Origin of the sequence: Escherichia sp. E10V10 (assembly GCF_004211985.1) — a bacterium.
Taxonomy (GTDB): domain Bacteria; phylum Pseudomonadota; class Gammaproteobacteria; order Enterobacterales; family Enterobacteriaceae; genus Escherichia.
Genome location: NZ_RHJO01000001.1, coordinates 530,639 through 553,148, shown reverse-complemented (window position 1 = coordinate 553,148; position 22,510 = coordinate 530,639). Strand labels below are relative to the sequence as shown.

General features: G+C 47.6%; 20 protein-coding genes, 5 tRNA genes and 1 riboswitch. Of the genes, 12 read left to right on the top strand and 13 right to left on the bottom strand.

Annotated features, from left to right (window positions below; genetic code table 11):
* Positions 1-563: 563 nt before the first annotated feature.
* Together hchA and D9736_RS02475 are read left to right on the top strand one after the other, a co-directional pair.
* Entirely contained in the window at positions 564-1,415 is an 852-nt protein-coding gene (hchA, locus tag D9736_RS02480; protein ID WP_130223645.1) for a glyoxalase III HchA, read from the top strand.
* A gap of 291 nt (positions 1,416-1,706) precedes the next feature.
* On the top strand, positions 1,707-2,771 hold the full coding sequence (locus D9736_RS02475) for a glycosyltransferase family 9 protein (protein WP_130257810.1): 1,065 nt from the start codon (positions 1,707-1,709) through the stop codon (positions 2,769-2,771).
* An 83-nt stretch (positions 2,772-2,854) separates the two neighbouring features.
* Here D9736_RS02475 and D9736_RS02470 read toward each other — a convergent pair.
* Positions 2,855-2,930 (bottom strand) — tRNA-Asn (locus tag D9736_RS02470).
* Positions 2,931-3,030: 100 nt separating this feature from the next.
* The gene (gene mtfA / locus D9736_RS02465) at positions 3,031-3,828 is read right to left on the bottom strand and encodes a DgsA anti-repressor MtfA (protein ID WP_130257621.1); all 798 of its coding nucleotides are present in this window, start codon (positions 3,826-3,828) and stop codon (positions 3,031-3,033) included.
* Between the two features lie 93 nt (positions 3,829-3,921).
* Between mtfA and D9736_RS02460 the strand changes: the two genes are divergently transcribed.
* From D9736_RS02460 to amn, 3 genes are all read left to right on the top strand, one after another.
* Positions 3,922-4,011, top strand: a tRNA-Ser gene (locus D9736_RS02460).
* A gap of 308 nt (positions 4,012-4,319) precedes the next feature.
* A complete protein-coding gene (gene shiA, locus D9736_RS02455; protein WP_130257620.1) occupies positions 4,320-5,636 on the top strand; it encodes a shikimate transporter in 1,317 nt (438 codons plus the stop codon).
* Positions 5,637-5,737: 101 nt separating this feature from the next.
* The gene (gene amn / locus D9736_RS02450; protein WP_130208633.1) at positions 5,738-7,192 is read left to right on the top strand and encodes an AMP nucleosidase; all 1,455 of its coding nucleotides are present in this window, start codon (positions 5,738-5,740) and stop codon (positions 7,190-7,192) included.
* Between the two features lie 94 nt (positions 7,193-7,286).
* Here amn and D9736_RS02445 read toward each other — a convergent pair.
* Positions 7,287-7,362, bottom strand: a tRNA-Asn gene (locus D9736_RS02445).
* Between the two features lie 130 nt (positions 7,363-7,492).
* On the bottom strand, positions 7,493-8,950 hold the full coding sequence (yeeO, locus tag D9736_RS02440) for a toxic metabolite efflux MATE transporter YeeO (RefSeq protein ID WP_346471401.1): 1,458 nt from the start codon (positions 8,948-8,950) through the stop codon (positions 7,493-7,495).
* Between the two features lie 160 nt (positions 8,951-9,110).
* Between yeeO and D9736_RS02435 the strand changes: the two genes are divergently transcribed.
* Positions 9,111-9,186, top strand: a tRNA-Asn gene (locus D9736_RS02435).
* A 36-nt stretch (positions 9,187-9,222) separates the two neighbouring features.
* Here D9736_RS02435 and cbl read toward each other — a convergent pair.
* A complete protein-coding gene (gene cbl, locus D9736_RS02430) occupies positions 9,223-10,173 on the bottom strand; it encodes an HTH-type transcriptional regulator Cbl (protein ID WP_130216429.1) in 951 nt (316 codons plus the stop codon).
* A gap of 101 nt (positions 10,174-10,274) precedes the next feature.
* Positions 10,275-11,192 (bottom strand): nitrogen assimilation transcriptional regulator NAC, encoded by a 918-nt coding sequence (gene nac, locus D9736_RS02425; RefSeq protein ID WP_130216427.1) that lies wholly within the window; start codon positions 11,190-11,192, stop codon positions 10,275-10,277.
* A 323-nt stretch (positions 11,193-11,515) separates the two neighbouring features.
* Here nac and D9736_RS02420 point away from each other — a divergent pair.
* Positions 11,516-11,591 (top strand) — tRNA-Asn (locus tag D9736_RS02420).
* 55 nt (positions 11,592-11,646) lie between these two features.
* On the opposite strand, the gene ldtA is transcribed toward D9736_RS02420, so the two are convergent.
* From ldtA to pduF, 7 genes are all read right to left on the bottom strand, one after another.
* Positions 11,647-12,582 carry a L,D-transpeptidase gene (gene ldtA, locus D9736_RS02415; protein ID WP_130257618.1) on the bottom strand — a complete coding sequence of 312 codons (936 nt, stop codon included), beginning with the start codon at positions 12,580-12,582 and terminating at the stop codon, positions 11,647-11,649.
* Between the two features lie 61 nt (positions 12,583-12,643).
* Positions 12,644-13,723, bottom strand: coding sequence for a nicotinate-nucleotide--dimethylbenzimidazole phosphoribosyltransferase (cobT, locus tag D9736_RS02410; RefSeq protein WP_130257617.1), 1,080 nt, complete (start codon positions 13,721-13,723; stop codon positions 12,644-12,646).
* A 24-nt stretch (positions 13,724-13,747) separates the two neighbouring features.
* On the bottom strand, positions 13,748-14,491 hold the full coding sequence (gene cobS, locus D9736_RS02405) for an adenosylcobinamide-GDP ribazoletransferase (RefSeq protein WP_130257616.1): 744 nt from the start codon (positions 14,489-14,491) through the stop codon (positions 13,748-13,750).
* On the bottom strand, positions 14,488-15,033 hold the full coding sequence (cobU, locus tag D9736_RS02400; RefSeq protein WP_130257615.1) for a bifunctional adenosylcobinamide kinase/adenosylcobinamide-phosphate guanylyltransferase: 546 nt from the start codon (positions 15,031-15,033) through the stop codon (positions 14,488-14,490). The genes cobS and cobU overlap by 4 nt, the downstream gene beginning before the upstream one ends.
* 134 nt (positions 15,034-15,167) lie before the next feature.
* Positions 15,168-15,602, bottom strand: coding sequence for a cobalamin biosynthesis protein (locus D9736_RS02395; RefSeq protein WP_130257614.1), 435 nt, complete (start codon positions 15,600-15,602; stop codon positions 15,168-15,170).
* Positions 15,603-15,819: 217 nt separating this feature from the next.
* Positions 15,820-15,995, bottom strand: a riboswitch (cobalamin riboswitch).
* 83 nt (positions 15,996-16,078) lie between these two features.
* Entirely contained in the window at positions 16,079-16,993 is a 915-nt protein-coding gene (gene pocR, locus D9736_RS02390; RefSeq protein WP_130257613.1) for a regulatory protein PocR, read from the bottom strand.
* 204 nt (positions 16,994-17,197) lie between these two features.
* The gene (gene pduF, locus D9736_RS02385; RefSeq protein ID WP_130257612.1) at positions 17,198-18,007 is read right to left on the bottom strand and encodes a propanediol diffusion facilitator PduF; all 810 of its coding nucleotides are present in this window, start codon (positions 18,005-18,007) and stop codon (positions 17,198-17,200) included.
* Positions 18,008-18,520: 513 nt separating this feature from the next.
* Between pduF and pduA the strand changes: the two genes are divergently transcribed.
* Genes pduA through pduE form a run of 5 tightly spaced genes read left to right on the top strand, consistent with a single transcriptional unit; the run spans position 18,521 to position 22,508 of the window.
* The gene (gene pduA, locus D9736_RS02380) at positions 18,521-18,805 is read left to right on the top strand and encodes a propanediol utilization microcompartment protein PduA (RefSeq protein WP_001183614.1); all 285 of its coding nucleotides are present in this window, start codon (positions 18,521-18,523) and stop codon (positions 18,803-18,805) included.
* A complete protein-coding gene (gene pduB, locus D9736_RS02375) occupies positions 18,802-19,614 on the top strand; it encodes a propanediol utilization microcompartment protein PduB (protein ID WP_064529394.1) in 813 nt (270 codons plus the stop codon). Before pduA ends, pduB begins: the two co-directional genes overlap by 4 nt.
* Before the next feature lie 18 nt (positions 19,615-19,632).
* Positions 19,633-21,297 carry a propanediol dehydratase large subunit PduC gene (gene pduC / locus D9736_RS02370; RefSeq protein WP_130257611.1) on the top strand — a complete coding sequence of 555 codons (1,665 nt, stop codon included), beginning with the start codon at positions 19,633-19,635 and terminating at the stop codon, positions 21,295-21,297.
* A gap of 9 nt (positions 21,298-21,306) precedes the next feature.
* Positions 21,307-21,975, top strand: a complete 669-nt coding sequence (gene pduD / locus D9736_RS02365) for a propanediol dehydratase medium subunit PduD (protein ID WP_130257610.1) — start codon at positions 21,307-21,309, stop codon at positions 21,973-21,975.
* Between the two features lie 14 nt (positions 21,976-21,989).
* Positions 21,990-22,508 (top strand): propanediol dehydratase small subunit PduE, encoded by a 519-nt coding sequence (pduE, locus tag D9736_RS02360; protein WP_085458842.1) that lies wholly within the window; start codon positions 21,990-21,992, stop codon positions 22,506-22,508.
* Positions 22,509-22,510 lie beyond the last annotated feature (2 nt).

Sequence of the window (22,510 nt, the reverse complement as noted above, 5' to 3'; positions counted from 1 at the left end):
CTGGCAAATTGCGCAAAGAGTACATCTGATGACAAGTAATTAATCATATCTGTCATCAGTTAAACCTTAATCTGGATCATCATTCTTTCGCGATAATCTTTCGTGCCAGACAGTTTTACGATTATTTTTTTGCTAATAATCTCATTTTCTTAACTTACACTCTCATCGCATGTTCCGGGGAGATTCTTTGCTCCAGCATTTACCTATCTTAAGCAGGCCTCAGGCAAATCACTCGGTTGTCAGCCCCCCCCCCCGGTGCCGCTCTAAGCATCACGTGAGCACAAAAAATCTCCACAATTAAAAATTGTGCTACCAGTGAGTCAATATCCTGATTTCTGAAAAATAGACTAAAATAAATTAACACCAATTCTAACCACTTTACGCAATAAGGAGAAAATTGGCATGACTAATATCCTACACAAGTGCAGCATAGTCATCGCACACTCCCCCTTGCATACCGCTTTCGATATATTGACTCCAATTTCCTATCTGGTTAAAAATAGCAACCAGCTCAGTCGCGAATATAGTGACTAACCTACATAAGTAACAACAAGGAATACACTATGACTGTTCAACAAAGTAAGAATCCGCAAATCGATATGGCTGAAGATAATGCTTTCTTCCCGTCAGAATATTCGTTAGGCCAATATACCAGCCCGATTTCTGATCTTGATGGGGTAGACTATCCAAAACCGTATAGCGGAAAGCAAAAAATCCTGGTAATCGCCGCCGATGAACGCTATTTGCCAACCGATAATGGTAAGCTCTTCTCAACAGGAAACCATCCGATTGAAACGTTGCTGCCGTTATATCATCTGCATGCTGCTGGTTTCGAGTTCGAAGTTGCGACGCTTTCTGGCCTGATGACAAAATTTGAATATTGGGCGATGCCGCGGAAAGATGAAAAAGTGATGCCATTCTTTGAGCAGCACAAATCTCTGTTCCGCAATCCGAAAAAATTGGCAGATGTTGTTGCCAGCCTCAACGCAGACAGCGAATACGCAGCAATCTTTGTTCCTGGCGGTCACGGTGCACTCATTGGTTTACCAGAAAGCAAAGACGTGGCTGCTGCTCTGCGGTGGGCAATTGAAAATGACCGTTTTGTTATCTCCCTTTGCCACGGTCCGGCAGCCTTTCTGGCGCTTCGCCACGGCGATAACCCATTAAATGGTTATTCAATTTGCGCATTCCCTGACGCTGCAGACAAACAAACGCCAGAGATTGGCTACATGCCGGGTCATCTGACCTGGTACTTTGGTGAAGAACTGAAGAAAATGGGCATGAACATCGTCAATGATGATATTACCGGCCGGGTACACAAAGATCGTAAACTTTTAACCGGTGACAGTCCTTTCGCAGCAAATGCGTTAGGCAAACTGGCAGCACAGGAGATGCTGGCCGCATACGTAGGTTAATCGGCTGACACTTACTGTGGAATAAAAGTGGGGGTCACTCTCCCCCACTTAACAAACATGAAAACGACCACCTCCAATTACTGACGATTTAACGCTTCCCTTCACTTTATGCACCCCAGACTGAAGAATGCGACACAAGCTGTTTTTAAACAAAATGATAATTCTCGAAAATGATTAACACATAAACAATAAATATATAGTATATTCCACGTTATTATTTATAGATTTTAGAAATCAATCATTTCTGTTAAACTTCACCACGTTTTAACCAGAATGGAAGCGAGATTGGAAATGTCATTTGTATCATTTTTCAGACGTATTGCATTTGCGTATTATGATTATCGCTGCAAAAATACTGATATTGCAAACAGTGAATTCGTAGTTATTCACATTCCCGATCAAATTGGGGATGCAATGGCTATTTACCCAATAATCCGATCGCTTGAAATGCATAAAATAAAACACTTATTGATTGTCACATCAACAATTAATAAATCTGTTTTTGATGCACTTCATCTGGAACAAACAAAATTAACATTGATCAGTATGACAATGCAGGATCATGCCAGTATTAAAGAAATAAAAAAATTAGCAAAAAACATCAATGAACAATATGGAACTCCTGATCTTTGTATTGAAGCAATGCGCAAGAAAAACCTGAAGACGATGATATTTATTAGCCATTTACGAGCCAATACAAATTTACAGGTTGTTGGTTTAACAATGAAATGTTATTCACCGATATGTAAGTCAGCGTCGAAAATGGATCAGTCACTACGCGCCCCAGTACCGCTGACATGGGCCTTCATGATGCGAGAAGTAGGATTTCCGGCGCCCCCGCCCATATTTGAATTGCCCCTCAGCGAAATAGTGCTAAAAGAAGTACGTTGTGAGATGCATTCATTAGGTTCATATATTGCTCTTAATTTAGAAGGTAGCGTGCAAGCGAGAACATTTTCACTAACAATGGCACAAAAAATCATCGAGATGATTAAAATACAATCAGACATGCCAATTGTCATTGTTCATGGTCCGAAAGGTTCGGAAACAGCCCTGGAACTAACCCGGCATTTTGATAACGTTTATCATTTGTCGTTATCACCTTCAATAATGCGGTCTGCAGCAATCATAAGAGATGCCTTCCTTGCAATAACGCCAGACACATCTATTTTACACATGGCAAGTGCTTATAATGTTCCTGTCATCGCCGTGTATGCTGATTATAAGACTCGCTGGCCTGCCATGGCCGATATTTCAGAGACGATTGTGGTAGGAAAGGCTATTGATCATCTAAATTTGGATGAATTCAGCAATACGCTGAAAAGGATTATCGCGAAAATTTCAGTCACAGCGTAATGAAAGCTCTAACAAAAATTCAAACACTAAAGCACGTTTGCAGAAAAGCAAAAAGCCCGCTCGAAAGCAGGCTTTTTTGAATTTGGCTCCTCTGACTGGACTCGAACCAGTGACATACGGATTAACAGTCCGCCGTTCTACCGACTGAACTACAGAGGAATCGTGAGAACGAGGCGAATATTACTTAGCAGCGCAGCGAGTGTCAACACTAAAATTCGCAAGCCATTTCAATCGGTTAATTAAGCAACAAAATTTATATTTAATGAACATTTGGTACTGGATAGGTGTCTCGCCCATTGGCATTTCGTAGCCGTTGTAATGGATCCTGCTTATAAAATTGGCAGAAACGTTGCCACAGCGAGGGGAAGCGTGGCGCAAAAAGCTCTGGTGCACTAAAAAAGTATTCGGAAAGCACGGCAAAACATTCTGCAGGGTCACTGGCAGCATAAGCATCGATGCTGGAGGCATTTTCGCCCACTAACTCAATTTCTTCCTGAATGTTATCCATCGCCGCATGAAGATCGTGTTCCCATCCTGCGACCTCACGTAAAGAAATAAAGGGAACTCCACTGGCGCGATCGCCATTTCGCGTATCCAGTTTATGTGCAACTTCGTGGATAATCAGATTAAAGCCCGAGGCATCGAAAGAATCTTGTATATCGAGCCAGTTCAGCACGATTGGGCCTTGCTGCCAGCTTTGTCCTGATTGAACGATACGTTGATTATGTACCAGTCCTATATCGTCTTCCCATTCATCGTCCACCACAAATGGCGCAGGGTAAATTAGCACTTCATGAAAACCATCCAGCCATTCCAGTCCAAGCTCCAGAACAGGCAAGCAGAAAAGTAAGGCGATGCGACTACTTTTCAATGCATCAAGTTCAAATCCTTGTAGCGGGACCAGTCTTTTTTGCTGTAAAAAACGTTCGGCAAGAGTGACTAGTTTGCTTTGCTCCTGCTCTGTCAGACATGTCAAAAGAGGTATCGCCAGAGCTTCCTTCCATGGCAGCGTATCTTCATGATCTGTTTCTTGTACTTTCCAGGGCCACTTAATCATCGTTTTGCTCGCAAACTCGTCACTTGAACAAAATTGCACGGACAGGGACTGTTAAAATGCCAAATTTCCTGGCATCATGGCAACCATCTGAACGGAGAGATGCCGGAGCGGCTGAACGGACCGGTCTCGAAAACCGGAGTAGGGGCAACTCTACCGGGGGTTCAAATCCCCCTCTCTCCGCCAATCATTCAAGCAATTAGCTCGCCTGGTGTCAGTGACACAAATCCCATTAGGAAAATTCAAAAAAACCCATCAGAGAAAAATAGCATCAGCCGAGCATGCGTTGCGGCTTTAGCGTTCACATTTTTCTGTTCAACGCGGTTGTAATATGTAACTGCCCCCTCCCGGCCCTTCATCCTCAGTTCCTGGCATAAAAACATTTGCAGATGCTTTCTGTCGCGTTAGTCTCATAAGGTTCGTTTATAGATCGACGGCAATGTGAGTTACCTTTTCCATACTAATTATAAAAAGACAGTACAAACAGGATCACTATGGACTCCACGCTCATCTCCACGCGTCCCGATGAAGGAACGCTTTCGTTAAGTCGCGCCCGACGCGCTGCATTAGGCAGTTTCGCGGGTGCCGTCGTCGACTGGTATGATTTTTTACTCTATGGCATTACCGCCGCATTGGTGTTTAATCGCGAGTTTTTCCCGCAGGTAAGCCCGGCAATGGGAACGCTCGCTGCATTTGCTACCTTTGGTGTCGGTTTCCTTTTTCGTCCGCTCGGTGGCGTCATTTTCGGCCATTTCGGCGACCGACTGGGGCGTAAGCGCATGTTGATGCTTACCGTCTGGATGATGGGCATCGCCACAGCATTGATCGGCATTCTCCCTTCGTTCTCAACTATTGGCTGGTGGGCACCAATTTTACTGGTGATGCTGCGAGCTATTCAGGGATTTGCTGTTGGCGGCGAATGGGGAGGCGCTGCGTTGCTGTCCGTTGAGAGCGCGCCCAAAAACAAAAAAGCCTTTTACAGTAGCGGCGTACAAGTTGGTTACGGTGTAGGGTTACTCCTTTCAACCGGACTGGTGTCACTGATCAGTATGATGACAACTGACGAGCAATTTTTGAGCTGGGGTTGGCGCATTCCTTTCCTGTTTAGCATCGTACTGGTGCTGGGTGCATTGTGGGTGCGCAATGGCATGGAGGAGTCCGCTGAATTTGAACAACAGCAGCATAATCAAGCGGTAGTGCAAAAACGCATCCCGGTTATCGAAGCTCTGTTACGACATCCCGGTGCTTTCCTTAAGATTATTGCGCTGCGACTGTGCGAGTTGCTAACAATGTATATCGTTACCGCCTTTGCACTTAACTATTCGACCCAGAATATGGGGCTGCCGCGCGAATTGTTCCTCAATATTGGTTTGCTGGTGGGTGGATTAAGCTGCCTGACAATTCCCTGTTTTGCCTGGCTTGCCGATCGTTTTGGTCGCCGTAGGGTTTATATCACCGGCGCAATAATCGGAACGTTAAGCGCATTTCCTTTTTTTATAGCGCTTGAGGCACAGTCCATTTTCTGGATCGTTTTCTTCTCCATTATGCTGGCGAACATTGCGCATGACATGGTGGTTTGCGTGCAACAGCCGATGTTCACCGAGATGTTTGGTGCCGGTTATCGCTACAGCGGCGCTGGCGTCGGATATCAGGTTGCCAGCGTGGTAGGCGGTGGATTTACACCTTTTATTGCTGCTGCTCTGATTACTTATTTTGCTGGAGACTGGCATAGCGTCGCCATTTATTTGCTGGCTGGCTGCCTGATTTCCGCAATAACCGCTTTGTTGATGAAAGACAATCAACACGCTTGATAGCCTGGCGAAGATCGTCCGATCTTCGCCTTACACTTTTGTTTCACATTCCTGTGACATACTATCGGAAAAGCGGTAATTGTATGGAACAGGAGACACACATGAATAATAAGGGCTCCGGTCTGACCCCAGCTCAGGCACTGGATAAACTTGACGCGCTGTATGAAAAATCTGTAGTCGCTTTACGCAACGCCATTGGCAAATATATTAAAAGTGGCGAACTGCCTGATGAAAACGCCCGAAAACACGGTCTTTTTGTCTATCCATCGCTGACCGTGACCTGGGACGGTAGCGCAACAAACCCTCCCAAAACACGCGCGTTTGGTCGTTTTACTCACGCTGGCAGCTACACGACCACCATCACCCGCCCTGCTCTCTTTCGTTCATATCTTAATGAACAATTAACTCTGCTGTACCAGGATTATGGTGCACATATTTCCGTGCAACCGTCAGAGCATGAAATTCCTTATCCCTATGTCATCGACGGCTCAGAGCTGACGCTTGATCGCTCAATGAGCGCCGGATTAACTCGTTATTTCCCGACAACCGAACTGGCACAAATTGGCGATGAAACGGCAGACGGCATTTATCATCCAACGGAATTCTCCCCGTTATCGCATTTTGATGCACGCCGGGTAGATTTTTCCCTCGCACGGTTACGCCATTATACGGGTACGCCAGTTGAACATTTTCAGCCGTTCGTCTTGTTTACCAACTACACACGTTATGTGGATGAATTCGTACGTTGGGGGTGCAGCCAGATCCTTGATCCTCATAGCCCCTACATTGCCCTTTCTTGTGCTGGCGGGAACTGGATCACCGCTGAAACCGAAGCACCGGAAGAAGCAATTTCCGACCTCGCATGGAAAAAACACCAGATGCCCGCATGGCATTTAATCACTACCGATGGTCAGGGTATTACTCTGGTTAATATTGGCGTGGGGCCGTCAAATGCCAAAACTATCTGCGATCATCTGGCGGTGCTGCGCCCGGATGTCTGGTTGATGATTGGTCACTGCGGAGGATTACGTGAAAGCCAGGCTATTGGAGATTACGTACTTGCGCATGCTTATTTACGCGATGACCACGTTCTTGATGCAGTTCTGCCCCCCGATATTCCTATTCCGAGCATTGCTGAAGTACAACGTGCACTTTATGACGCCACCAAACTCGTCAGCGGCAGGCCGGGTGAGGAAGTTAAACAGCGGCTACGCACTGGAACTGTAGTAACCACTGATGACAGGAATTGGGAGCTACGCTACTCGGCTTCTGCACTTCGTTTTAATTTAAGTCGGGCCGTGGCGATTGATATGGAAAGTGCCACCATTGCAGCACAAGGATATCGTTTCCGCGTACCATACGGGACGCTACTGTGTGTTTCAGATAAACCGTTGCATGGTGAGATTAAACTTCCCGGTCAGGCTAACCGTTTTTATGAAGGCGCAATTTCTGAGCACCTGCAAATTGGCATTCGGGCGATAGACTTGCTGCGCGCAGAAGGCGACCGACTGCATTCGCGTAAACTGCGGACCTTTAATGAACCACCGTTCCGATAATGAGTTCAGATCCTTTGCGTCAGGAAAAGATGTGAAGGATTTGATTAAGTAACAAAGCAAAAAGCCCGCTATAAAAGCGGGCTTTTCAGAAATTTGGCTCCTCTGACTGGACTCGAACCAGTGACATACGGATTAACAGTCCGCCGTTCTACCGACTGAACTACAGAGGAATCGCGAGAACGGGGCGAATATTAACGATGCCCATCCACAATGTCAAAGCCTGTTTTTTAATTTTGAATTCGTTTGCTGAAATAATCTGCGCTTTGTCGTTTATTCCGACACACCTGGCTTTTTTTCATACTATTTATGCTCAGAACGAGGGTATTTCCATAGCCATCGCCCTGTCACCATTCGCCAGTAAAACAGCACAGCCCGCACGGCCCAGTCGGCAAACATCCCCATCCAGACGCCAACCACACCCCAGCCAAGCATGATTCCCAACATATAACCGACTACTACCCGGCATCCCCACATGCTCAGCATAGAAACCCACATGGCGTAGCGTGCATCTCGGGCACCTTTAAAACCAGCAGGTAGTACCCAGGAGGCAGACCAAATCGGCATAAATAAAGCATTCAACCAAATCAGAATCACAACGACATGTTTAACCTGCGGATCCTGGGTATAAAACGACGCCATAATCCCGGCAAAGGGGGCTGTTAACCAGGCTATTGCCGTTAACCCAATAGTGGACAACCAGAACACATGCCTCAATTGAATTTCTGCTTGTGCTATCTGCCCTACCCCCAACCTTCGACCCGTAATGATTGTAGAAGCAGAACCAAGTGCACTTCCTGGTAAATTGATAAGAGCCGCAATCGAAAAAGCGATAAAATTCCCGGCAATTACACTCGTCCCCATCCCGGCAACGAACATTTGTGTTAATAACCGGCCACTGGTAAATAATACGGATTCCACACTTGCCGGAATACCAATCCCCATTACTTCCCAGATAATGCTGAAATTCAATGGTTTAAAATAGCTCTTTAACGAGATCCGTAACGCAGGATTAAAACCAATCGCCAGGACCCACAAAATGGCGACTGCGCCAATATAACGGGAAATAGTTAATCCCAGCCCTGCCCCGACAAACCCTAACCCCTGCCAGGAGAAAAGACCGTAAATCAATATGCCGCTAATGATGATATTAAGGATATTCAAACTACCATTTATAAGAAGCGGTATTTTCGTATTCCCTGCGCCGCGAAGTGCTCCGCTGCCAATCAAGGTGATTGCCGCCGCAGGATAACTGATGACGGTCAGTTCCAGATAAGTCAGCGCCAGTGCTTTTACCTCCGGCGTGGCCTCACCTGCAACAAAATCGATAATTTGCTCACCAAAATGATGAATAAGCGCTGCCAACAGTACGGCAAACAATGTCATGATCACTAATGACTGCCGTGTCGCTACCCTCGCTCGCCGTCGATCACGCTTACCGAGACTAAATGCCACAACGACTGTAGTACCAAGGTCGATAGCTGCAAAAAAAGCCATAATGACCATATTGAAACTGTCCGCCAGCCCAACGCCTGCCATTGCATCTTTTCCCAGCCAACTGACCAGAAACGTGCTCAGTACGCCCATCAACAGGACACAGGCATTCTCCATAAAGATAGGAACAGCAAGCGGGGTTATCTCACGCCAGAACAACACCTTGTAGCTCTTACGTTTTGCGTGCCAGCGAGTGCCATGAACAATCTGGCGTAAAGCTGAGGAGATATTCAAAACTGACCTTAATTGCAGAAAGTGAAACCACATTTCAAATAATGAGGGAGAATCAGCAAAGCTGCAAAGATTTTCGCCAGCAAATTGTCTGCAAATGCAACAAACTGTTGATAGAAACGGCAAACGGTTGAGAAATTTAAAAATCAGGTTTGACAAAAGATTTTTCGCCGTTAAGATGTGCCTCAACAGCGATTCCTCTGTAGTTCAGTCGGTAGAACGGCGGACTGTTAATCCGTATGTCACTGGTTCGAGTCCAGTCAGAGGAGCCAAATTTCTGAAAAGCCCGCTTTATAGCGGGCTTTTTGCTATATCTGATAATCAATTTCCTCTTCACTATTTTCCATCACCTGTCGCTTAATATCCTCAACCGACAGTCCTGCATTGCACAGTTCCAGAAAACGCCAGACATAGTTACGCTGTAATTGTCCTCGTTTTAGTCCCAACCAGACGGTATTAGCATCGAAAAGATGGCGCGTTTCCAGACGAATTAAATTCTCTTCCTCTCGTTCGCCACTGGATTGTTCTGCTACTAATCCAATCCCCAGGCCAAGGGCTACGTAGGTTTTGATAACATCAGAATCCTGTGCACTCAATACAATATCTGCCAACAAACCTTTGCGGGCAAATGCGTCATCAATCCGCGAGCGACCAGTAATCCCCTGTCGGTAAGTGATCAACGGCCACTTCGCTATTGATTCCAGCGTCAATGGCGTAATTTTTGTTAAGGGATGATTATCTGGAACGAGCAAACTATGATGCCAACGAAACCACGGGAAGGCGACGAGTTGCGGATCATTGCTCAGACGCTCACTGGCGATGCCAATATCGGCCCCGCCATTTTGCAGCAACGTCGCAATTTCCTGTGGTGTTCCCTGGATAAGCTCAAGCCGCACTTCCGGGAAAAGTTCGCGAAAGGCTTTAATGACCTTTGGCAAGCTGTAGCGTGCCTGAGTATGCGTCGTTGCGATAGTGAGAACGCCAGATGTATCGTTGGTAAAGAGATCGGCAAGTCGACGAACATTACTGGCTTCATTCAGAATGCGTTCTGCAATTACCAGCAATGCTTTGCCCGGTTCAGTCATACCAAGCAGTCGTTTGCCCCGACGAACGAATATTTCTATACCAAGCTCATCCTCCAGCTCTCGAATATGACGGCTGACACCTGACTGTGAGGTAAAAAGCATATTCGCAACCTCTGTCAGGTTGTAATCCTGACGTGCAGCCTCGCGGATTATCTTTAGTTGTTGGAAATTCACGGTAAACTCCGGGCAGATCAGACATTCCGCTATTGTTAAAGTCTAACGCCCGGCATAACAAATAATAAAAACCCGCATCTTATTCCATCCAGATATAACGTTTAGCTAACCAATTGCCATTGTCTTTTTTCCATGACTGGAGGACTGATCACTGACAATAAAAGCTCTTTCACTGCTTGTGCCTGTGGCGACAGTTTTGCTCTGGCTGGTAAATTTAATGACAAGGAGAGACTCATTGACGGTGTGGTAATACGTGACATCCATCCGTTAACTGCGTCACATAACGAGCGCGCGGCTGATTCGGGTAACACTGCAACCCCCATGCCGCTGGCAATCGCTGCGGTAAGCGTGGCGATAGACTCAATTTCACCGATGACTTTTGCCGTGAGTCGCCGTAAAGAAAAAGCCTCATCAACGCGGAGTCTTACGGCACTGTAATCGCCGGGAAGAAAGAGATTCATTTGTGCTATAGCATTAACATCAACGCTTTGCCCTGGAAAATCCTGAGTTCCGACAAGAAAAAGATCTTCTTTTAACAAAGCCTGGCTGGATACGCCTGCCACAGGGGAATGCTCGTAAATTACCGCCATATCAAGCTGACTATTTATAAGTTTATCGTTAAGAACAGCGCCGCTGTTTTCATGTAGATAGATAATCACTTCCGGAAATTCGGCACGTACCGCCTGTAATAAGGGCATGGTGATAGACGACGCGGCGGTTCCTGGCGCAAAGCCAATTGAGACTTGACCCGATAATGTCTGACCTACGTTATGAACTGCTAGTTGGGCCTGTTCACACTGACGTAAAATTGCCCGCGCATGGGTATAGAGAATTTTTCCGGCGTCTGTTGGAGTAACGCCACGTTTAGTGCGAATCAAAAGTTGTTGATCCAGCTCGCCTTCCAATGTGGCGACCTGCTGACTGAGCGCAGGCTGCGCGATATGCAACACTTCAGCAGCCTGGGTCAGGCTACCAATGTCTACAATTTTTACGAAGTATTTCAGGCGTCTGAAGTTCATGTTGCCTCCGGTTTTTAAGAATCGGCCCAAGTGCCGGTATTACTCACAACCAGATTGCAAGATGCTTGCCAGTTTAAGTTTGGCGCTAACGCGAAAGCTAATCGCCTGTCAAATAAGAGATTATGATTTTTTGTCCTTTCATCCGGGTTACAGAACGAGCGTTAATTGCCCCATAAAAGGATGGCATGCACTACAATGGAACATTACAAAAAAGATTGAATGTTCATCGCTTTGTCGAAATTGCCAGCAAACGAACAAAAAAATGCATTTCCCCCTTTGACATCGCGGAACGCTGCCATTAATATGCGCCCCGTTCACACGATTCCTCTGTAGTTCAGTCGGTAGAACGGCGGACTGTTAATCCGTATGTCACTGGTTCGAGTCCAGTCAGAGGAGCCAAATTCAAAAAAACCTGCTTTCGAGCAGGTTTTTTGCTTTCTACGTAACAACTATTTTAAAACATCTGCCTGGAACCAGAATTAACTTGCACAGGCATTCCCGATCGACGTTGCAACGCAGCATTTGCGCGATTCACATCAACTTCTTGCCCGTTGATAAATGCCTGCAATGAAGGCGTTACCGGCAATGGCACTTTTCTGTCAGACTCATATTCCGCCCGATTGCGCGATAACGGTTCATGAACTTCCAGCCACTTTGAGCCATCCAGTTCCGTTGTGTATTTCACCGGCTGATCGATAATTTGCACGCGCGTCCCGACTGGAACATTATCGAACAAATACTTTATGTCATCATTGCGCAGACGAATACAGCCCTGACTCACCCGTAAGCCAATGCCAAAATTGGCATTAGTTCCGTGGATGGCATAAAGCCGACCAATATAGATGGCATAAAGCCCCATAGGATTATCGGGACCCGCAGGGACAAATGCTGGCAGGCTCTCCCCTCGTTTTGCATATTCACGGCGAGTATTAGGGGTTGGTGTCCAGGTTGGTGCTTCTTGTTTACGTTCAACGGCAGTCACCCAATTGCGCGGCGTTTCACGCCCGGCCTGACCAATGCCGATAGGAAACACTTCCACAGTATTTGTGTCCGGCGGATAGTAATAAAGACGCATCTCAGCGACGTTAACCACAATCCCTTTACGAACAGTGGCGGGCAAAATCAGTTGCTGCGGAATGGTGAGTTGCGAGCCAGACTTCGGCAAGAAAACATCAGCACCCGGATTCGCTTCCAGCATATTACTCAGACCTTGCCCGTACTGTGCAGCAAAGGTTTCCAGCGGCTGGGTATTGTGATCAGGAACCGTTATTGTCAGTGGTTGCCCTACTAAACGGCTACCCTCTGGAGGGAGTGGATAAGTTACCGCCAGACTATTATGGCTGGCAAAAAGCAGAACAAATGAACAAAGAATATTTACACGACGCATCATGTCCCTTTCCTAAGTCGCGAAAGCTATCCGATAAGTATAGCTTTTCTCTGACTTTTCGTTTTTAACTGTTCAATTCAGAAGTCGTCTTTCCCGGTAGAACAATATTACTGGCGGCAAGCTCACCCATGTTGCTGTATATCGCGCAGGCGGCTTCGATGATGGGCATCGCCAGCGCTGCGCCACTCCCCTCACCTAAACGCATTTCCATATTGAGATAAGGCTCCAGCCCCAAATGTGACAGCGCTATACGCGCCCCTTTTTCTGCCGACAGGTGAGAAGGAATGAGATACGGTTTGATTGCAGGACATATCCGGCAGGCGGCAAGTGCAGCGGCGTAAGAAAGAAATCCATCCAGCAACACGGGTAAACCGCAGGAAGCGGCACCTAACATTACGCCAGCCATTCCGACCAAATCAAACCCACCGACTTTGGCCAGCACATCAATACCATCCTGTGGATTCGGTTGATTCAATGTTATTGCCCGACGAACAACATCAACTTTATGAGCCAGTTTATCTGTCGGCAGGTTTGCGCCAATACCGACCACTTCTTCAGGATCGCGTCCAGTAATCGCACTGACTATCGCCGCTGCCGGTGTGGTATTTGCCATCCCCAGTTCACCCACACCAAACAGCGTGACGCCATTTCTCGCTAACTCGCGCGTATATTGTATGACGTCCAGAAGTAACGCTTCAGCCTGACAGGGGCTCATTGCCGGACCCGAGGCAATATTACCGCTACCTCGTGCGACACGCATGTTAATAAGCCCAGGGATAGGCTCAACGGTATCAATCCCAACATCAATCACGTGAACTTTAGCGCCCGCTTGTGCTGCCAGCACACACACACCAGTTGTTCCACGTGTCATATTTTCAGCCTGGATGGCTGTCACTGCTTTCGGAGAAATAGCGACACCTTCATCCCAGACACCATGATCGGCACACATAACCAGCACTGCTTTTTGGCCCACATGAGGCACACCATTCAGTCCCGGCATTCCTGCCAGTTGTACGGCAAGCGCCTCCAGTCTTCCCAGACTACCGACAGGTTTGAGTAACCCATCAATATACCGTTGGGTACGCGACATAGCGGCAGGATCGATGGCAGGGATCGTATTCAATAATTCGGCGAGTGTTTGCATGTAGCGTCTCTTCGGTAATCAGTCTTATAGCAGTGCCAGCAGGAAGACCAGTTCACCAAGTTCTATGGCTGCTCCCAGCGTATCGCCGGTTTGCCCTCCAAGCGTACGTTTGAGAAGCTGACCGAGGACGAAAATCGCCACCATCGTCACCACCATAGCAGCCACACCATGCATACCTGGCAATAATACGGCAGCAAAAATAGCGGCTAAACCGAGTGTGACGCAGGTTTGTCGCCCGTCAATTTTGCCAATGAACACATTACCAAGCCCTTCTTCCCGGGCATAACAATGACGATACATCAACAATGCGGCAGTCCCACGGCTAACCGCACATGCTGCCGCCAGCGACGCAAGGATCGGTTCGCCACGCAGTGCCAACTCGCTTAGCACCAGAATCTTTGCCAGAACCACAAAAATCAGCGCCAGACCACCGTGAGTACCCAAACGGCTATCACGCATGATTTCCAACATGCGATCGCGGCTACGTGCAGAAAATACGCCATCACAGGTATCTGCGAGGCCGTCCAGGTGGAATCCCCCTGTCATCAGCGCCAGCACCAGCACGCTAAACAGTGCCGCCAGCGGTATGCCACACCATGTCTGCAACGCCATGAAGACCAGTCCACTAATGGCGCCAAGCAATAAACCAATTAAGGGAAAAGTAATGATACCGCGAGAATAATGCTCGAAATCCAGCCCCTGGGACCAACGACGCGGTACAGGCAGACGCGTAATAAAAGAGAGCATCGCCCAAAATAATTTACTCATTTGATTTTTACTCCAATACCCGAAACCACCAGCCATACTTCATCTGCCGCAGCGGCCAACTGCTGATTTACCCGCCCGGCAATATCACGAAACTGTCGCGCCAGACGATTCTCCGGCACAATCCCCATGCCCACTTCATTGGTCACTAATACGACCTTTGCAGTACAACGTTGACAGGCGGCAATCAACGACTGAATCTCACCATTAATCGCCTGCTCCATCGCGTCATAATCCCATTTTTCAGGATCTTTATTGCCGCCATATTCAAACAAAAGATTAGTCACCATTGTTGTAATGCATTCCAGCAACACGGCAGCCTGCGGATTAATGTCTGCGTTAATTAACTCATCAAGATTGTGCCAGCGTTCCACCGTGTGCCAGTGCGCCGGGCGGCCTTGCCGATGGTGTTCAATCCGTGCGGCCATCTCATCATCAAAAATTTGCGAAGTAGCGATATACAGGACCTGTGGAGTGTCCCCAATAAGCGCCTCGGCGTGCCGGCTCTTCCCGCTCCGTGCGCCCCCCGTCACCAAAATCATCATACGGACTCCCGGTTCAATTGTATGATGGTATTCATTGACCAGAGCAATGGATGTTCCACTGTTACTGACCGTAATAACATTTCTTCGATTAATACTGCGCGTATTAAAAATAAAAATCCAGCATTCTCAATCCATTACGAATGAGGGAGGCATTGTGAAATAGCCCGATTTCCCTGCGTTAACGACCGACAAAATGTGTTATTAGCAACGGTTTCTCTGAATTGACACATTTCATTCAGATAATGGATTAACGCAACAGCCCCACCAGCCGTACCATTCAGCAAACGAGCATTGTGCTCTGCTATTAAGATTACCGTCACGCCATCAGGCAGAGGGAGCCTTTCTGGCATAAGTGTCCCGCTTTCAGCAATCAATAACAGCACTGAATAATCGCTATACGCATCTGATAATGATTGTTCTGGCCCACCGTTAAAAGGCAGGAAACCTTGCTGCCAATCCTCACCGACAAAACAGGTAATAGGCAACATTTCAGCCAGATGTTTAGCGAGTTCAATATCGCCAGATGAGAGGCAAAAAAGAGCTATCGATTCAGGTTTTATCGTTTTCATGACCACCACCCTCCGCTTAGTTTCCTGTAATAACGGTCAGGTTGATATGCCACAAAAAAAGATTGCCACACCATAAGTGCAGCCCTGGTGCCTGTCGACACGACGATGAATGAAATAAATGCTGCCGCCATCCCCTGATCCTTTCAGGGTGGTAGGGGTATAAAGACGCGCCAGTGCTCAACTGGGCGCTTCCAGACAACCCACTTCCCACCGAAGTTGTTGGTATTAACTGACAGGCTGGTCTTCTGGCTTAGCGTCATCCTCCCCCGACCTTCCCGATCTCACGATCAGTGGCATTTTCGGGGTTGTCAGCATTACAGCAGCGGGGGCTGCGAGGGATTTCCACCCTCTTCCCAGGCACAAATGTGCCAAACATGTCAGCGTATGTTATGAGCCGATTTCAATTTTCCCATAACACGTAAATGAATTATTACTGCCAGAGTATATTTAACCATCCCTCATTTTTTACATTGAATTTATGCCGTTTCCGCAGCCGTATTTTCGCTAATTTGCTGACGGTAAACCTGCGGCGTTACCTGATAGGTCTGTCGAAAAACTTTGCAAAAATAACTGGTTTGAGAGAAGCCTAAATTACGCGCAATGCTGGCGATGCTCCAGTCACTATGGCACAGCAACTCACGGGCGCTGGCCATGCGTTGTTGGTTTACCCATGTATTAAAACCAATTCCATGATATTTCTTAAACAATTTACTGAAATAATAAGGGCTTAGATAAACATGCGAGGCGACATCCTCCAGGCGTAAATCGTCTGATAAATGCGCATCAATATAGCGCAATGCTTTTTTCATTTTATTATCGTGGGGATTAGACGCACGGGTCTGACGAACTGAATCCGAATGAGGTTTATTCTCTTTAATAACGACAAAATTGAGTTGCTTTTTGAGGCAATTTTCCACAATCAATTTCAACAAATCAGCAGAGGCCATAACTCGCGAGTAATCCATCTCCGGGACTTTGCGAAATTCATTAAGTAATTCGGGATCTGCTTGCCAACGATCATCGACATTCAGAATATCGATCAAATCGACATCACCATTACGCAGGCGGACTTGTCCACACAACACAAAGCCGACTAAATGCCCGGCAATCACCAAAGGAATAGAGAAATCGGTTAATCCTGCATGGCAACGGTAAATACAAGGTTGATCGGATTTAGAAGCTTCCAGGCCTCCGCAACGATCGCTCATGCGGCAGCGAGTGCTAAGCTGTGGATGTTGCCGCATCATCTGACAAAACGGGGTGAAGTTAAAAAGTTCGGAAATTTCATCACCGTGGATATTGACCACGACAACCGCAAGGCTGGTCGCCTGCGCAAAATCCTGCGCGATTTTATTAATGAGTTCTGAATTAAGTGTCGCCGCAGAAATCATGATAAAACCTCCCAGTTAATTTATTGTTATTGTAAAAAACAATTGTTTTACATTTAATCTTCACATCATCCCTGATGATTTACTGACGAGAAGCACAAAGGACAATAACAAAAGCCTCCATGAAGCGGGAGACTTTTTAATAAGTTCGGAAAGCAGATCACAAACAGTAAAAAAATAAACGTTTATAAGCGCCAGGTTATTTCGCTATTCGCGGATATCTTTAGGCGTAACGCTATTGACAGGTAAATTTTGTGCAATGAGAAAGCGATAAATCGCCGCACCAACGCAGGCACCAATGACCGGGGCAATAATGGGTACAATGAAATAAGGAATATTGCGTCCACCAGTCATCGCTATTTCTCCCCAACCCGCAAGCCAGGTGAAAATTTTTGGCCCAAAATCACGCGCTGGATTCATGGCAAAACCGGTTAATGGTCCAGTAGAAGCACCAATAACAGCAACCAGAATACCAATCAGTAAAGGTGCAAGAGGCCCCTTCGGTACACCGTTGCCGTCATCGGTCAACGCCATAATCAATCCCATCAACATAGACGTGATGACTATTTCAACCAGCGCCGCCTGCCATACATTTATTGCCGCTGCCGGGTAAGTACTGAAGATACTGGCGAGTTGTAAACTTTCTGCACTTCCACGAACCATATTGTGGGCAGATTCAAAATCGGTAAACAAATTGCTGTATAAAAAATACGCCAGAACCGCCCCACCAAAGGCACCCGCTAATTGTGCCACACAAAATGGCAGCACTTTACGGCCAGGAAAAGCGGCGAACAACCATAGAGCAATCGTAACCGCTGGGTTGAGATGAGCGCCGGAAATTCCTGCCGTAAGATAAACAGCAAGTGAAATACCTAACCCCCAAATAATACATATTTCCCACAGCCCCAGACTTGCCCCAGCAAGTTTGAGGGCACACAAACAACCAATGCCAAAAAAGAGGAACAGTCCGGTGCCCAAAAACTCGGCAACGCATTGCGCCTTGAGTGAATCATTCATAGTGACACCTTCTTTGCGGAGTTTGTTTCTTCATCAGCCAACAGAATTGCTGATTGTTGTGTATATCGAGCGCAACTATAAAAATTGCGCTGCGGAAAATATTGCCAACATGCATGACAGACTCGTGGAAAAATCGTGCTGACATAACAAATTATTGTCATTGCAAAAGCATCCAACACAGCGTTAATCAGTGTTGAAAGTAATAATTACCGCCAAACTTTCACAATAAAAAATTGCCATCATGACATAATAAAATTTAAACAAATATCACAGTTCCCTTCCGCGGACCAAACCCAACGAAATATTATTCGCGATTAACCCCTTCAGCCAACGCAATTAATTCACATTAAAACTCCCACAAAACAACCAATAAATTAATAACATATAGTATATAAAAGCAATTTTATAATATTTGTCCTCTATTTATTTTTCTCATTGGTCGACTAAGTCAGCCATCCTTTTTCCTCGCTTTTTTTTATAGTCATATCGTCAAAAAATCCAGGCGAGGTCTTTATGCAACAAGAAGCGTTAGGAATGGTAGAAACCAAAGGCTTAACTGCCGCCATAGAGGCCGCAGACGCCATGGTGAAGTCGGCAAATGTATTGCTGGTTGGCTACGAAAAAATAGGTTCCGGGCTGGTGACCGTCATCGTTCGTGGTGATGTCGGGGCTGTAAAAGCGGCAACAGACGCAGGTGCCGCCGCCGCGCGTAACGTCGGTGAAGTAAAAGCCGTACACGTTATTCCCCGCCCACATACCGATGTCGAAAAAATCTTACCAAAGGGAATTAACCCATGAGCAGCAATGAACTGGTCGAACAGATCATGGCGCAGGTCATCGCTCGCGTAGCGACGCCAGAGCATGAGGTTCTCCCGGAAACCACTCATCAAACACGAGAGACGGCTATGGCAGAAAAAAGCTGCACGTTAACGGAATTTGTTGGCACCGCTATTGGCGACACTGTAGGTCTGGTCATTGCGAACGTTGATAGCGCCCTGTTGGACGCGATGAAACTTGAAAAACGCTATCGCTCCATTGGCATTCTGGGTGCACGTATTGGCGCAGGTCCACACATTATGGCCGCTGATGAAGCGGTAAAAGCTACGAACACTGAAGTTATTAGCATTGAACTTCCTCGCGATACCAAAGGCGGTGCCGGACACGGCTCATTAATCCTCTTAGGTGGCAACGATGTTTCCGACGTGAAACGCGGTATTGAAGTTGCCCTGAAAGAACTCGACCGGACCTTTGGTGATGTCTATGCCAACGAAGCCGGACATCTTGAACTGCAATACACCGCCCGCGCCAGCTATGCACTGGAAAAAGCGTTTGGCGCACCTCTGGGTCGCGCTTGCGGCGTTATTGTCGGCGCTCCGGCCGCTGTTGGTGTTCTGATGGCCGATACCGCGCTGAAGTCCGCCAATGTGGACGTGGTGGCATACAGCTCGCCTGCTCATGGCACCAGCTACAGCAATGAAGTCATTCTGATTATCTCGGGTGACTCCGGCGCAGTCCGCCAGGCGGTCATCTCCGCACGCGAAATCGGTAAAACCGTGCTTTCGACTCTCGGCGATACACCGAAAAACGATCGCCCTTCCTACATCTGAATTCCCTGAGGCAGATTCATGAGATCGAAAAGATTTGAAGCACTGGCAAAACGCCCGGTCAACCAGGACGGTTTCGTTAAAGAGTGGATTGAAGAAGGCTTCATTGCGATGGAAAGCCCGAACGATCCAAAACCGTCAATCAAAATTGTTAACGGTGTTGTCACCGAGCTGGATGGAAAACCCGCCAGCCAGTTTGACCTGATCGACCACTTTATCGCCCGTTACGGCATCAATCTCGCGCGCGCCGAAGAAGTCATCGCGATGGATTCGGTCAAACTTGCCAATATGCTGTGCGATCCAAATGTCAAACGTAGCGATATCGTTCCCCTTACCACAGCAATGACGCCCGCCAAAATCGTCGAAGTGGTTTCGCAGATGAACGTGGTAGAGATGATGATGGCGATGCAGAAAATGCGCGCCCGTCGAACACCATCACAACAGGCTCACGTCACCAACGTCAAAGATACCCCGGTACAAATTGCCGCCGACGCAGCTGAAGGCGCATGGCGCGGGTTTGATGAACAGGAAACCACCGTTGCCGTTGCTCGCTATGCGCCGTTCAACGCCATCGCTCTGCTGGTAGGTTCACAGGTAGGGCGCCCGGGCGTTTTGACCCAGTGTTCACTGGAAGAAGCCACCGAACTGAAACTCGGTATGTTAGGCCACACCTGTTACGCCGAAACAATTTCTGTCTATGGTACAGAACCTGTTTTCACCGATGGCGATGACACCCCGTGGTCAAAAGGATTTCTCGCGTCATCTTATGCTTCTCGCGGCTTAAAAATGCGCTTTACTTCCGGCTCCGGCTCTGAAGTACAGATGGGTTACGCGGAAGGCAAATCAATGCTTTATCTCGAGGCTCGTTGCATTTACATCACCAAAGCCGCAGGCGTACAGGGGCTGCAGAATGGTTCCGTAAGCTGCATCGGTGTTCCATCAGCTGTGCCGTCAGGCATCCGCGCAGTGCTGGCGGAAAACTTAATTTGCTCATCGCTGGATCTGGAATGTGCCTCCAGTAATGACCAGACCTTTACCCACTCAGATATGCGCCGTACCGCGCGTTTCCTGATGCAGTTTCTGCCGGGTACTGACTTTATCTCTTCCGGTTTTTCCGCTGTGCCTAACTACGACAATATGTTTGCCGGTTCAAACGAAGACGCCGAAGACTTCGATGATTACAACGTCATTCAGCGTGACCTGAAGGTTGATGGCGGTCTGCGACCAGTGCGCGAAGAAGATGTTGTCGCCATCCGCAATAAAGCCGCACGCGCTTTACAGGCTGTCTTTGCCGGTATGGGATTACCCCTTATTACCGATGAAGAGGTCGAAGCGGCGACCTATGCCCACGGTTCGAAAGATATGCCAGAGCGCAACATCGTAGAAGACATTAAGTTCGCCCAGGAAATTATCAATAAAAACCGTAACAGCCTGGAAGTGGTGAAAGCCCTGGCGCAAGGCGGTTTTACCGATGTCGCTCAGGACATGCTCAACATGCAAAAAGCGAAACTGACCGGCGATTATCTCCATACCTCAGCCATTATCGTCGATAACGGACAAGTGCTGTCTGCGGTCAATGATGTCAATGATTACGCCGGACCGGCTACAGGTTACCGCCTGCAAGGGGAACGCTGGGAAGAGATCAAAAATATTCCCGGTGCACTTGATCCCAACGAAATTGACTAAGGGTGAGAAATGGAAATTAACGAAAAATTACTGCGTCAGATTATCGAAGACGTGCTGGCAGAAATGCAAACCAGCGACAAGTCCGTTTCATTTCGCGCGCCTGTCGCCTCCACTGCCCCTTCCGCACCGGATGCAGGGAGTTTTTTGACCGAAATTGGCGAAGCCCAACAAGGCACTCAGCAAGATGAAGTCATTATTGCTGTAGGCCCGGCGTTCGGCCTGGCGCAAACCGTCAATATCATCGGTATTCCGCATAAAAACATCTTGCGCGAAGTGATTGCCGGTATCGAAGAAGAAGGCATTAAAGCCCGTGTGATTCGCTGCTTTAAATCGTCTGATGTCGCATTCGTGGCGGTCGAAGGCGATCGCCTTAGTGGTTCCGGCATTGCTATTGGTATTCAGTCAAAAGGCACCACGGTTATCCACCAGCAGGGGCTTCCCCCTTTGTCTAACCTGGAACTTTTCCCGCAAGCGCCTTTGTTGACGCTGGAAACTTATCGCCAGATTGGCAAAAACGCCGCGCGTTATGCGAAGCGTGAGTCTCCACAACCAGTTCCGACCCTCAACGATCAAATGGCGCGGCCTAAATACCAGGCCAAATCAGCCATTTTACATATCAAAGAGACGAAGTACGTGGTCACTGGCAAAAAACCGCAAGAACTGCGCGTGGCGTTTTAACAAAGGAAACCTTCATGAATACCGATGCAATTGAGTCGATGGTCAGGGACGTGTTGAACCGCATGAACAGTCTACAGGATGCAGCTCCTGTTTCTGCGGCACCCAACGCGTCAATACAGAGCGCCAAAGTGACGGATTATCCACTGGCAAATAAACATCCAGAATGGGTTAAAACGGCGACCAATAAAACGCTCGACGATTTCACTCTGGAGAATGTCCTCAGCGATAAAGTCACCGCCCAGGATATGCGTATAACCCCTGAAACATTGCGTATTCAGGCCGCGATTGCCAGAGATGCGGGTCGTGATCGCCTGGCGATGAATTTTGAACGCGCTGCCGAGCTTACCTCAGTGCCGGACGATCGCATCCTCGAAATCTACAATGCGTTACGCCCTTATCGTTCGACAAAGCAAGAACTCATTGCCATTGCTGACGATCTTGAACGTCGTTATCAGGCCAAAATTTGCGCTGCATTTGTCCGCGAAGCTGCAGAACTCTATGTCGAGCGTAAAAAACTGAAAGGCGACGATTAAGG

What these genes read in the sequence shown, in the direction of transcription:
- D9736_RS02395 (WP_130257614.1), bottom strand. Translation starts at nt 15,602, where the DNA reads ATGAAAACGATAAAACCTGAATCGATAGCTCTTTTTTGCCTCTCATCT.
- yeeO (WP_346471401.1), bottom strand. Translation starts at nt 8,950, where the DNA reads ATGTGGTTTCACTTTCTGCAATTAAGGTCAGTTTTGAATATCTCCTCA.
- nac (WP_130216427.1), bottom strand. Translation starts at nt 11,192, where the DNA reads ATGAACTTCAGACGCCTGAAATACTTCGTAAAAATTGTAGACATTGGT.
- pduB (WP_064529394.1), top strand. Translation starts at nt 18,802, where the DNA reads ATGAGCAGCAATGAACTGGTCGAACAGATCATGGCGCAGGTCATCGCT.
- pduA (WP_001183614.1), top strand. Translation starts at nt 18,521, where the DNA reads ATGCAACAAGAAGCGTTAGGAATGGTAGAAACCAAAGGCTTAACTGCC.
- pduD (WP_130257610.1), top strand. Translation starts at nt 21,307, where the DNA reads ATGGAAATTAACGAAAAATTACTGCGTCAGATTATCGAAGACGTGCTG.
- cobT (WP_130257617.1), bottom strand. Translation starts at nt 13,723, where the DNA reads ATGCAAACACTCGCCGAATTATTGAATACGATCCCTGCCATCGATCCT.
- shiA (WP_130257620.1), top strand. Translation starts at nt 4,320, where the DNA reads ATGGACTCCACGCTCATCTCCACGCGTCCCGATGAAGGAACGCTTTCG.
- cobS (WP_130257616.1), bottom strand. Translation starts at nt 14,491, where the DNA reads ATGAGTAAATTATTTTGGGCGATGCTCTCTTTTATTACGCGTCTGCCT.
- mtfA (WP_130257621.1), bottom strand. Translation starts at nt 3,828, where the DNA reads ATGATTAAGTGGCCCTGGAAAGTACAAGAAACAGATCATGAAGATACG.
- ldtA (WP_130257618.1), bottom strand. Translation starts at nt 12,582, where the DNA reads ATGATGCGTCGTGTAAATATTCTTTGTTCATTTGTTCTGCTTTTTGCC.
- D9736_RS02475 (WP_130257810.1), top strand. Translation starts at nt 1,707, where the DNA reads ATGTCATTTGTATCATTTTTCAGACGTATTGCATTTGCGTATTATGAT.
- pduE (WP_085458842.1), top strand. Translation starts at nt 21,990, where the DNA reads ATGAATACCGATGCAATTGAGTCGATGGTCAGGGACGTGTTGAACCGC.
- pocR (WP_130257613.1), bottom strand. Translation starts at nt 16,993, where the DNA reads ATGATTTCTGCGGCGACACTTAATTCAGAACTCATTAATAAAATCGCG.
- pduC (WP_130257611.1), top strand. Translation starts at nt 19,633, where the DNA reads ATGAGATCGAAAAGATTTGAAGCACTGGCAAAACGCCCGGTCAACCAG.
- cobU (WP_130257615.1), bottom strand. Translation starts at nt 15,033, where the DNA reads ATGATGATTTTGGTGACGGGGGGCGCACGGAGCGGGAAGAGCCGGCAC.
- amn (WP_130208633.1), top strand. Translation starts at nt 5,738, where the DNA reads ATGAATAATAAGGGCTCCGGTCTGACCCCAGCTCAGGCACTGGATAAA.
- hchA (WP_130223645.1), top strand. Translation starts at nt 564, where the DNA reads ATGACTGTTCAACAAAGTAAGAATCCGCAAATCGATATGGCTGAAGAT.
- pduF (WP_130257612.1), bottom strand. Translation starts at nt 18,007, where the DNA reads ATGAATGATTCACTCAAGGCGCAATGCGTTGCCGAGTTTTTGGGCACC.